This window comes from Pelagibaculum spongiae (assembly GCF_003097315.1).
Lineage (GTDB): Bacteria > Pseudomonadota > Gammaproteobacteria > Enterobacterales > Pelagibaculaceae > Pelagibaculum > Pelagibaculum spongiae.
In genome coordinates this window covers 134,411-147,014 of record NZ_QDDL01000010.1, presented here as the reverse complement: position 1 = coordinate 147,014, position 12,604 = coordinate 134,411, and the positions used below count along the sequence as shown (strand labels likewise).

At 40.3% G+C, this 12,604-nt stretch carries 4 protein-coding genes and 1 rRNA gene; 4 read left to right on the top strand and 1 reads right to left on the bottom strand.

All coding sequences use genetic code 11. The annotated features are described in order from the left end of the window. Together rrf and DC094_RS18595 are read left to right on the top strand one after the other, a co-directional pair. Positions 1-110, top strand: a 5S ribosomal RNA gene (gene rrf / locus DC094_RS18600); the annotation flags it as partial. 1,437 nt (positions 111-1,547) lie between these two features. After that, the gene (locus DC094_RS18595) at positions 1,548-4,496 is read left to right on the top strand and encodes a hypothetical protein (protein WP_133245620.1); all 2,949 of its coding nucleotides are present in this window, start codon (positions 1,548-1,550) and stop codon (positions 4,494-4,496) included. Between the two features lie 74 nt (positions 4,497-4,570). On the opposite strand, the gene DC094_RS21910 is transcribed toward DC094_RS18595, so the two are convergent. Next, positions 4,571-4,792 carry a hypothetical protein gene (locus DC094_RS21910; RefSeq protein ID WP_133245619.1) on the bottom strand — a complete coding sequence of 74 codons (222 nt, stop codon included), beginning with the start codon at positions 4,790-4,792 and terminating at the stop codon, positions 4,571-4,573. 307 nt (positions 4,793-5,099) lie between these two features. On the opposite strand from DC094_RS21910, the gene DC094_RS18590 reads away from it, so the two are divergent. Together DC094_RS18590 and DC094_RS18585 are read left to right on the top strand one after the other, a co-directional pair. Continuing rightward, on the top strand, positions 5,100-7,601 hold the full coding sequence (locus DC094_RS18590; protein ID WP_133245618.1) for a hypothetical protein: 2,502 nt from the start codon (positions 5,100-5,102) through the stop codon (positions 7,599-7,601). A 68-nt stretch (positions 7,602-7,669) separates the two neighbouring features. After that, positions 7,670-12,505: a zinc-dependent metalloprotease gene (locus tag DC094_RS18585; RefSeq protein ID WP_116688626.1), complete on the top strand. Its 4,836-nt coding sequence runs from the start codon at positions 7,670-7,672 to the stop codon at positions 12,503-12,505. The last annotated feature ends 99 nt before the right edge of the window (positions 12,506-12,604 follow it).

Below are 12,604 nucleotides of genomic sequence, written 5' to 3'. Positions count from 1 at the left end.
GGCAATAGCGAGTGGGAACCACCTGAATCCATCCCGAACTCAGAAGTGAAACCACTTAGCGCCGATGGTAGTGTGGGGCTTCCCCATGTGAGAGTAGGTCACCGCCAAGCGCCAAATAGAAAATCCCGAGTCAGAAATGATTTGGGATTTTTTTTATTTGAAATTTGAGTGTGCAGGAAAATCATTTAAAAAAAACTGCCACCTGAATCCATCCACTATTCCCGAATTTAGCAGAAATAAAACCACTTAGCGCCGATGGTAGTGTGGGGCTTCCCCATGTGAGAGTAGGTCACCGCCAAGCGCCAAATAGAAAATCCCAGATCAGCAATGATCTGGGATTTTTTTTGTTTAAAATTTGTGCGTAAAAAATAAAAGAAATCAATGTTCAGCTAATGATTGGCCTTGAATATTGGAGTTCGCCAGAGAAGCGGTAGAACCTGTAACTATTAATTATTCCCCCACCCCCAGAAGTGAACATCCAAGTGTTAATGGCTATATGGCGTCTCCAAATACGAGGACATTACCGCCAGGCGCTAAATAGAAAATCCCAACTCAGTAATGATTTGAAGGAGTTGTAATAACATCTCAGCGCATTGTTTGGCTCTGCACCCCCCCTTTCGAAGTAATGGTATTAGGTGTTGTGACAGCATCAGCATTCCTTGATTTGGTTGAGCGGAACAGCGAGATGTAGGCGATAGTAAAAAAAGAGTTTGTTATGTGCATCAAATAGACCGCTTGTGCTACACAAAGCAACCCTAAATTTTTAATGGGTTTATCAATAAAGAATAAAAAAGGCTTACTTGTTTGAATAAAATAGTTTAATTAAGAATGGCACGGATAGCCAAAACTTATAAATACTTATAGCTAAAAGTAGTTAAGACCACTTTTTATATTTAAAAAGTAGTTTTTTAAAAATGTGTTTTGCCTTTGCATGGAAGTTGTTTGTGAGGATTGAATATTAATTAAGGTTTCTCATACTGCTTGCATAGGCAAGTCATTTTCAGAAAATTAATTGTTAGTCGTTGTTTATTATATCTTCCAAACAAAAAGATGCATTTTAAATGAATCTACAAAGCTATTAGCTTTAATAAAAAAATGTTTTAAATCCATGCGTAAATGCTTTGAGTGGGTTGCTCATGGCTTGACCAACTGAAATTTATCTGTTTAGCACTACTAAGCCCTTTTTGCAGTAAAAAACATATATAAAATGAGGCTTTTGTCGCGTTATACATTTTATTCTCTAAGTGAATGTTTGAAACGGCTTAAAGAAAAAGTAGCGTATCTATCTGTGAAGTAATATTTTTTTATGATGCGATAGCGGTAATATTTAATGTTTCAGCGCCCGCACAAAAACTTGCCGTAAGTCAATGCTTAACATGTTGAACCACTCTGTATGGTTAAAACTTGCATTTAGTCAGTTTTTTTTGCAATCGAATTGACGTTTGTTGCATCAAAATGGTAAATGTTAAAAATATTTTGCGAATGTTTGCTCAAAAGAGCAATTTTAATACAAAGCAGATACAACAAAGAAAATGGGTGGGAATGATATGAAGTTGTACTTAAAGCCGTTAACGGTAGCACTGACTTTAGCGTTGGCAGGTTGCGGGGCCGGATCGGATTCTACTAGCGATAAAGTAAATCAAGCTCCAACTGTTGCTACTGGTGCAGAAACAGTTATTGCAAGTGCTATGGAACAAGCAAATATTCAACCTGGTGTTGCTTTTCAAATTAGTGGTTTGGGTATCTCCAAGCTTTTTGTAGATGCTGACGGTGATAAACTAGAAGTTACAGTAAAAGGTGATATGGCCAATACTGTTGCTTTTAACGATGGCGTACTGTCAGGCACTGTTGCTAATTTAAAGCAGCAGCAAACAATCATACTGCTTGCTACCGACCCATCCGGCGCAAGTATAACTTTGAATGTTGTGTTGCCAGTTGTTGAAAACCGAGCGCCAACAGCAATTGAAAATGCATCCCAGCAATTATCTACCAAAGTCAGCCCGATAACGTTCAATTCAGATTTCTCTCTGGAAAATTTGGATTTAGAATCGTTATTTATCGATGCAGATAAAGATGAACTTACTATAGCGGTAACTTCACCAGCTGGTTTGCAATATAGCGAAGGTACCTTGTCTGGTAATGTTTCTGATGTAAGCGTTTCAAGTATTGAAATTCAAGCAACTGATACATCAGGCGCAAAAGTTTCTTTAACGGCGCAGCTGGCATATAGAACTTTAACTGCGATTGATGGTTATTTGCAGAATGCAAAAATCTGTGTCGATACAAATGCTGATAATGCCTGTGCAGATGATGAATTTTTAGAAGGCTCAACCGATAGCATTGGTCGATTGACAGTTTCTAATGTAGATTTTCCACAAGGCAATTTGATTGTTGTTGCTGAGCAAGGCGTCGCTATTGATAGTGATAATGGCGATAAAGTTTTATCACGCACATTAATGATGCAAGCAGAACAGGGCAGTTCAGTAATCAGTCCTATGACTGATTTAATTTTGCGCATCGCACAGCAAGGAAATATTTCTACACAAGCAGCTTTGCTGGAAGTTCTCGAACTATTGGCACCTGGTGCTGCTAGTTATACCGAAGCTGATGTAAAAGCAAATTATGTGGTGCTAGACACTGATAAAGCCGCGCGCATTTATAAGATTTCTCAAGCGCTAGCATCGGTTGCTATGAATGCCAATGTTCCAGCTGACAGCGGGAAAAGAGTTGAAATCTTAAGAACTGTTGCAGCTGACGTTGCCGAAAAAGTTAAAAGCAGCTCAGCAGACGAGCTTTCTAAAGCCCGTATTATGGTAACGATTGATGAGCAAGGCGTGGCAACTATCGGTGAATTGGATGTGGCTCCAGTAGTTGCTGCTGATATTGCTCAGATCGCAAAAGATAAGGCCGCAGGATTATCGCTGGATATTGATAATCCAATACAAATTTCTGAAGAGCTTGTTGCTGACTTAGCAGCATTGTTTGGAACTGAAAATTTGACATTTACTGTGTCTGGCCTTGCTGCAGAAAGTGGTTTAACTGCTGTAATTGGCCAAGGTAACACATCAGCTAATGCACTGAGCTTGACTGGTACTCCTGTGACTGAGGGTCAATACACCTTGGTCTTGAAGGCAGAATCTTCCGAAGGGTTTGTTGCTTCTGTTGACTTAGCAATCACTATTATTTCAAGTAATCAAGCACCAACTATTGACCCTGATGCAGATAGCGCACTGGCAACTGCATTGGACGCTGTTGAGTGGGCTCACATGGGGGCGATGAATGTTTCAGTGCCAACTGGTTTATTCTCTGATCCAGAAGGCGATGAGCTGACAATTGTGTTATCTGATGCCACTGTTAAAGGTTTAAGCTTTGATGCTGGTACTTCAACTATTTCAGGAATTGTTACCCAAGCTGGTGCAGATCTGAAAATAGAATTGATTGCAACCGATAGTAAAAAGGCAACAGCCAAGTTTGAGTTCGAATTACCTGAGCTTGTAGCATTGCCTGGTCCAACTGTTAATAAATCGGCTTTGAGTGAGCTGAAGAATAAAATTCAGGCTGCCACGTTAAATGAATATCAAAAATATACGTTTGAGTTGGCTTATGAACTTTTTAATGGCGTAGATGAGTTTGATGATCTTGAATATACCTCTGGCAATCAGATGGTTAAGGGATGGGCGTATAAAGCTAAGGTAAACGCTATGCCTCCGTTTGTTCCCGGATCACCTGCTCAGGTAACTGGTACGCTTGAAGAGTTTGGTACTGGCAAGTTTGTTCATATTATTGCAACAAGTGATAGTGGCGCTACAAATGAAGTCAAATTCTCATTGCCTGAAATTGCTGATACTCCAAACTCTGTGCCTACAGCAAAATCTTGGGCTTATAGCCGGTTTGAAAAGAGAATCACTGACCAATTAATTGTTGGTGTTAAAATTTCAGAAAAGATTGGTGAGTTATTTAAAGACATTGATGGCCCTCAACCAATTTCTATCACTTTAAAAGAAGGTTCAGCGGCTGGCTTGGTAATCAAAACACGTAATGGCGATATCTTCTTGGAAGGTGCTTTGGAATCTGTTGCTGCTGACCAGAAAATTATTCTGGTAATTAGTGATGGTGAAGGTGCGCTGGAAAAAGAAATTCCGGTAGGTTCAGTGGCTACCCCACCAGCGTTTGCTGATGATTTTGTATCCAATGCTCAAGCTGTTATCGATGGCTTGACTTGGAATGTTGGCGTGACAGTTGCGGAGACTAGCCTAGATGATACGCCATGGGTCGATTCGACAGGTTTGACTAGTTTCGATTCGACTGATGCCAGTGGTAATCATGTCGATTTGCCAGCTGGAATAGCTTTAGATTTTGCGGCTCCGACCTCAATCACCATTGGTGGTACTCCGACTGCAGTGTCAGAAGCGTTCACCTTTTACGTTTCAGCAATCCTCGGTGGTGTGAATATCACTAGTGATGCAATAGTTATTCCAGGAATTTCTGCTCAGTAACTTTTCTCTATAAATATTAAGGCCCTGCTTGCAGGGCCTTGTGTCATTTTTAGCGTTTATTATTTTTAACTTAATTAATAGCTTTCTATTCCGGGTATGGATATGACCAATCGATTTAAAATCAGCGCATTGTCTGTTGCTATTGCGTTAACAATCGCAGGATGCGGTGGAGGAGGTGCATCATCGGATAGCAGCTCTGGAATTAATGAACCTGGGAAGGAAGTCAATCCTGCAGTAGTTACGGTATTCGATGGATATCTGCAAGGCGTCCGAGTTTGTGCTGACAGGGATGGCAATGGTCAGTGTGCAGCTGCTGAATATTTTGAAGGTGAAACAGATAAGTTAGGTCAGCTGGCAGTTTCTGATATTAATCAGTCATTAATTGCTGAAGTAGAAGCAGGTGTAACAAAAGATTTAGATTATGGTGAATCACCATTACATACGGGCTATCAATTAAGAGGTGTCCCAGGCAATGCGATGATCTCACCTATCTCTGATTTGGTGATGACCCTGGCTATTGTTGGGTCTGAATCAGGTATTCCTTCACCGGAAGATATCGATAATTCTAAGCAGCACTTGTTGCAGCAGCTCAACCAAAGTGGCTTGCAGATTACAGCTAAAGACTTGATGGGCGACTATGTATTAAAACATACGATCACCCAAGAAATTCAAGCAGAACTGGATCATTTAGCAGCCGAAAAATCTGATTTAGAAGCTGAAACTGCGGCATTGCAAAATGAAATTAGCAATTTAATTGGTGAAGTTGGCCAATTGACAAACGATATTTCTGGACTCGAAGCGGATGTTGTTGATTTAGATGCTGGAATTGAAAAGCTGATAAAAGACATTGCTGAATTAAAAGCAATTGGTGGAAAAGATACTGAGATTGCAGAAAAAGAAGCGACCAAGTTAGAAAAAGAAGCAACCAAGTTAGAAAAAGAAACTTTAAAGAAGCAAACAGAAGTAACTAGGTTAGAAAAAGAAACTCTGCGAGAAGAAAAAGAACAACTGATTACGGTTCACCAGCAAGCAATTACTAAAATTGAAGCCAATGTTCAAGTCATCATGGATGATCTCAACAAAGGTTATCAATTGCATGTAATCGCTAGGGGACTGGTGGAAGCTGCCGATGATATTGGTGGTTTTAACTCGGGTGATCTACAAACTCGAGCAGATATTTTAGGCGCAATGTTTGAAAAATCAGCAATAGTTGTTGATGATAAAACAAATGCTGAACTGGCTTCTGCTCGTTTGGAAATATTCTTGAATGCAGGTCGATTGGAAGTCTCTGACCAACTATTAATTACACCGATTTATAATCTATCCGCTGTAGAAAAAGCCAATCTTGAATTGGATGCATTGAATCTGGATATTTATGGTACTTATGTCGAATTTGACAACCATAAAATCATAGATTTGGCTGAAATTTTTTCTACCGACCAAGCAACTTTTGCATTGGTGAATGGTTCTGCTGAGCAGCAGTCTATTTCGATTAAGGGATTGACCTTCGATATTGATCAAAACAAAGTTTTGGTTGTGTCGGGCCTACCAAGTGAGCAAGGTGAAATTTCTGTGCCGCTATTAGCTAGAGCAGGCAAAGGAAGAAAAGTATTGGCGACAATTAAAACCCAGGTTGGGGCAATTGATTATCCTATTACGACAAGCGCTGCTGCTATCGTAGAGTTAGAAAAAAACCTAAAAAGTGACAAGATCCACTGGAGACTTAATAGCCCGCTGGCTTTGACATTACCTGCAAAGTTATTTAGTAGTCATGTGGTTAAAGAGGTTGTTCCAGCTACAGAAGGTAATGCAGAGAAAATAATTTATGAAACCTTGACTGTTAGTTTAGGCGAGCAAACCGTTCATGGTTTAACTCTGTCTGATAATTATACCGTTGCTAATGGCGGTAAAATTACTGGAGTAATTGCTGAGAAAGGTGCTGGTAAAAAAATCCAGTTAGTCGTAAAAAATGAAACTGGAGCAAAATTCAATTACATAATTGAGTTAGTAGAAATTACATCGGAAAACAATCCTCCAGTCATCGATCCATTCGTTTTAGAACAATTTAAAACAGAATTTACTGGGCGGATTTTATCCAGAAATGAAGCAATAAATGTTCCAATTCCATCAGGCCTCGTTACTGATGCGGATGGCGATAAAATCAAGTACCGCACAGGTCTCAGTATGGTTCCCGACCTTGGTTATGATTCGGAAACAAATGCTATAACTGGTGCTTTGCAGGCAGACGGTGACGGTCATAAAATTCATTTTTCTGCCACTGACGGTGAAGATACAGTCGTTATAGAGTTTGGTTTAAATGAAATTAATCAAACGCCTGATTTTAAGTTGGGTGCATCGCGTGCAGTTACGCAACAAGTGGATACCCTTAGTTGGCCGAAAAAGGAAGGGGATGAATTTATTTTTGAATTCCCCACGGAATATAAGGTTGGTTATGGTAGTAATCAAAAAACTATTTCTGTAGCACGCCCTGAGGATTTGTTTTCTGATCCTGATGGAGAAGATAGCCAGCTTCGTATAGCGCTAGATCAGGAAAATAGCATCCCAGGCCTTACTCTTTCTGAAGATCATTGGAGCATCTCAGGTAATCTGAATGGTTGGGGTGATCTTTATGAGAAAAAGATTTCAATCTTTGTTTATGACGATTCAGGTTCACGAGCAAGGTTTGAGATTGGATTATTGGAAATCCTGCCAATTGTACCACCTGTTATAAGCATTAATGCTGATGAGCAGGCCAAGTTTGAAGCAGCAGTGCAGAAAGCATACCAGGACCGTACGTTCCGTGTTGGTCAGCCAATGACTGATAAAGAGTTTGGTTTTGGTCAGGGTGTTGCCATTGGCGATTTGTTTACTTCTGGTTCAGATGACAAGCCAGTTTTAAATATTTCAGTAGGTGAGGAGATGGCTAAGGGTCTTGATTATCATCCTGGTGGATCTTTCCCGGTTGATTATGGATCTCATATTCGAGGGCGATTCCTGATACAAGGTTCTGACCAAAAAATTCATCTGGTAGCAACCCGTGGTGGGGTTTCTAAAGATTATTTCTATAAGTTTGATGAAATTCTCCCTGCAGCCAAGACGGAATAAAAATGTAATTGCCTCTTGTTGTTACAAGGGGCTTTGGTGGTTTTAAAGGTTTATAACGGGTAGTAAATGTGAGTATTATTAAAAAAAGCTCTGTTTTGCTCTCAATCGCAGCCATAATTTTGGGTGGTTGTTTCGAGAAAGAAGCAAAATATGAGAACGTTGATAGAGACGCTTCACTAGAACAAGTAAGTGCTTTTGATACCAGTAAGGTGTATTTGTATGTGCCATCGACTGGTGAGGCTCCACGATATGCACAAAGCCAGAACCCATTTTTTACCGGTGAAGAAAAACTAGTAAAATTCCGTTTTGTCGAAAAAGGGCTGCTGGTCGAACAAATTGATGCAGACTCACGCCTTGACAATGACGGAAATATTGTTGATGGGCGATACGATTCTGAGAATCTCAAGGATAAGCTGAAGCCTGTGATGCTGATTCCTGGAGATTACTTTGATTATCAGTGTTATGAAGATAAGTTTGGTGAATGTACAAATACTGAAGAAATCAAGCCTGATAGCGAATACAATGATCCGGCAAATGCATGGAAAGAAAAGAAAAGCTTTTCTCCTAGGTATGAGGACATTATCAGCTACGAAGTAAATAGTGCATCTATTTATTTTCAGAGTTTTGGTTTGGCCACATTAAATACTGCTATTAACGAAGATTTTAATAGTACAGGCTATGAAGTTGCTGATGGTGTTTTAAATTTCTCATTGAAAAAGACGTTTAAAATCCCTGATGCTGATAGCATTATCGATGCATATTATCAAGATCAATTAACCGAATTATCTTTTACGACTGAGTTCTTTTACTCATTTGTAGATGTCAAACAACTCCAAAGTAAAAATTATACTCCAATTCATTACGGTTCACCTGAGCATAATCGATTTGGTTTCTTCAAAAATGAACTGAAATATAAAAATATTACTGGTGAAAATGGTCGAGATGAGCAATACGCTTATCTGTTGAATCGTTTTAACCCAGAAAAGGCACAAGTTGATTACCATCTAAGTGGAAATTTTTTCCGTCCGGAAAATAAGATTTTCTTAGATGCCACTTACGATGCAATTGCTGCAATAAATGATCTTGTAACCCAAGTTGGCGTACCGAGAATTAACCTAGTTAATGGTACCGGTAAACACCCGGGCGATATTCGATATAACTTTATCAAACTGATTGACGAGCCTTTAAATAATGGCCTGCTTGGTTTTGGACCTGTTGTTAGTCATCCAATGACTGGTGAGGTCTTAAAAGGGCAGGTTAATCAGTACTCGGGTGTGGCACGTACAGCTTCTCGCCGCGTCTGGGATGATATGGTTCGCTTATACAACCGTGGTGAAATTGGTAAAGATATTGAGCCTAAGAAGGTCGGTTTTGAACTGGCTTATGGTGAAATCGTGGGAGATACGCCTGACTCGCAAACTGAAGCAGGTATTGGCCAACCTCTTGCTCAAGCGCGTTACGATACCTTTAAAGATATCGGCTCTTTTGTCACTGGGACAGCTGCAGCACTCTCTGGTCTAGATCAGTATGTAAGCACTCTACCTAGTTTTGAAGAGGCAGTAGCAGCTGAACGTAATCAGCAGATGGTGTGGGCGAAAAACAATGCACTAAGTACAAATAGTGTTTGGGTTTCTGCTACATCTAAAGACTTTATTAAGGGTCTAAATCCAGAGAAGTATAAAAATAGTAAAAGCAAGTTAATTGCCTGGGCAGATTTGAGCAAAAAGCAGCAGCAAGAGGTTAGTGATGCGATTGCTGCACAAATGTACAAATCAACATTAGTACATGAGCTTGGTCATAATCTTGGCTTGCGCCATAATTTCATGGGATCAGTGGATAGCAATAACTTCTATACCAGCAATGATATTGACAAAATGAACGAAATGGCTGGTATTCGTCAGGCTGGTATTAAGTTCCCGCCAGCATATAGCTCAGTAATGGACTATGGTCGAAATATTTTCGATGAACTGCCAATTTACGGTAAGTATGATCTAGCCGCTCTGAAGTTTGCTTATGCGCGCGAGCTTGAAGTTGATATCGATAATGGTTCTAAAAGAACAGATATCAGCTTGAAGCCATTTGACAAGATTTATGCTGATGGTACCAATGCGGATAATCCAATTTTTGTACCGCAAGGCTTTGATAATGGCATTCTGAAGTTCCTTGAAAACTCCAAAGAGTACCGTGAAAGGCTGGCACAGGCACAGAGCGAAGTTACGCGTCGACTGAATGAGATTGCTGGTTTTGAAGCAGCGAAAAAGCTTGCTTCTGGATCTGATAAAACTCGAATTGAAGGTCTGATTAATCAAACTGAGGCTCAGTTAAAGCAGGCTGAATCTTTGGTGGAAATCTGGACGGATCGGTTAAATGATTTAACAGATCTTTCAGCTGAAACGCTGGCGACTATTCAATCTGGTGATTTTGCCCGTTATTTCTTTTGTACCGATGAAAACTCTGGTACTTCACTACTGTGTAATGCATTTGATGAAGGCACCAATATAAAGGAAATTATTCAGTTCCGAATCCAGGAGTATAAGGATTCGTTCGAACAGTTTAACTTCCGTCGTGATAGAAGACGTTTCAATACAATCAATCAGTTTAATTACATTGTATTTCGCTTAAACCAGTTTGGGCGTATCCGTGATGTAATCGAAGATTATGAATCATTGGCAGGCTTTATTGGCCAAGATATTCCAGCGCTTGAGCGTTATGCGCAGATTTGTGGAGGCAGTGCAACAACTGACTCTCAAATTGAAGGTTGTAAAGCATTCCGTGAATATTCAGATGCGGCTCATATCGCTGCAGAGTTTTTTATTGATCTGATCAAAGAACCTGACCACTATTGCTACCTCAATGTAATCAATACTGCAGAGGAAGGCACTCAAATTGGTGGTGTTACTCTGCCAGCGGAGTCTGAAACTTTTGTAACTCGCCGCTTGAGAGATATTTATCTTTCTGGAATTAGTCGAGGAGCTTTGCGTCCAGATATGGACGCACCTAAGTCATGCTTCGATCCTGAAGTGGCGTTCTATGCTGAGAATATTGGCTTGCCTACCGGCCAGCTACAAATTGATACACCAATGATTGTTAAAGCAGAAACAGGTCGCTACCTGAACAGCTTTAATAACGAAGATCCAGAGTTTAATTACTCTAGTGATTTGCAAGCTATAGGTACTTGGCCTGATAAATTGTTGGCCATGCAGTATTTAGCTCGCAGGACATCTTTGAATTCAACTTCATATGAAACGCAAGGTGCTTTGATTGACTTGCAAGCGATCAAAAAGCTCGATGCAAATCGTCAGGAAGTTGGAGATATTTGGTCTGGTGTTGGTAATCAGATGCAATCTATGTTCCGTCAATGGGTGTTGTTCTCTCCTGTAGAAAATGGTGCGCCATGGACTGATCAGAGTGGTAAGTCGGTCGCAGGCGTTCCTCCTTATCGTTTCAGCGAAAATGATCAGATTGAGTCAATTGGCAGTTACGGTATTCGAAGTTTCTTTGGATTAAATGAAACAGGACGTACTGAAGTCGTTAAGTCACTTTTGCTTCAATTCCCGCTGCATGGTGCTACCCAAGATCCTTCCTATCAGTATTTGTCAGATCAGTGGATTAACTCTGTTTCAGTCTATGAGGGTAGTGACTATGCCTTGTCTGGCTTTGATGTTGCCAGTATGGATTATTACGAAACTCGTGATGCAGCTGATGGTGGTGAAGAAGTTATAGGTGAAATTTCACGCTATCATGCCAAAGAAAATAATTTGCTAGCGCGTGAAATTATCGATATAGCAAATGGTATTTTCATCTATGAAAAGCCTGCATTGGAAAAAGTATTCGAGCGCAGAGTAAATACTATTATTGAAGGCATCGAACGTGATGGTTTGACGGAAGTTGAATCAAATCTGACAGCGTTCCTGAATGACCTTGATGTAATGGATTCTGTTCTTAACCGTAAATGTGATCGTGAAACCAAGGCTTTTAATAGTAATACCCACGACCTTGAATTCTTTAAGGCCAAAGTAGATGCTGAAGATTTAATCAGTGATGCAGATGGCTCGTTTGCGGCGATTTTCTCGGGTGATGTAAGAGTCAAAGGTAATACGACAATTAAAGGTTTGTGCACCGATGAGCAGACTATTAGACAGCATGCCGAAGCTTTGGAAGATGCGTCTGCCAACTGGGATAGCATTTATCAGGTTGCTAAGCGCCGTGCTGATGTAGGTAAGGCAATTACCAAGCTGATGTTCCGTGCTCGTGCGATGGTTGCCATGGAAACTCGTAATGCCGAATTTTTCCAAGTCGGAGATGTGGTCAAGTTTGATGAGTCTGATAACGGTGGCCAAGATTTGTTCTTTGAAACCATCAGAAACTTTGTTGATAGTAATGGTGAAATCTACCGTCCACTTGAAGTAGGTGAATCTGTAAGCAGTGGCTGGACCAAGATTAACTTAGCAGGTAGTGATGTTGAGGTCAGAGATGATTTCTTAGAGTTATTTGTTGCTCATAATCTTGCTCGTTTCTATGACTTGCCAAACCGGGCGGGGCTGGCAAAAGAACTGCAAGCTGCATCTGATGCCGAGTGTTATTACAACAATGGAATAGAGAATGTTTCTTGCTGGGATGTTGCGCTGACTCAGTGGGAAAAGAATCTAAATCCTTCCTATGTGAATCCTGATGTTAGATCTCAATTACTAGTAACGGATGATGCAGGTGCATATGTTGTTGATGAAGAGGGGAATATTGAAACTCGTCCAAATCCGAATACGGTACCAAGTACTTCGGAAGTCGAAATCTCTCTTTATGGTAAAAACCTTGCTTGGTTGTCTCAGTTGGCGGACCCAACTTTGCGTGAAGAGCTTAAATCTCGAGCGCGACAGTTGACAGTGTTGCCTGTAACGGTCGACTAAAACATTAATTGACGAAGTCTCTAGTTTTACAAGAGGCTTCGTTATTTTTGATTTAATATCGTTGTTTTAAAAAAGTTGATGTGGTGCATTTAGCTAGTA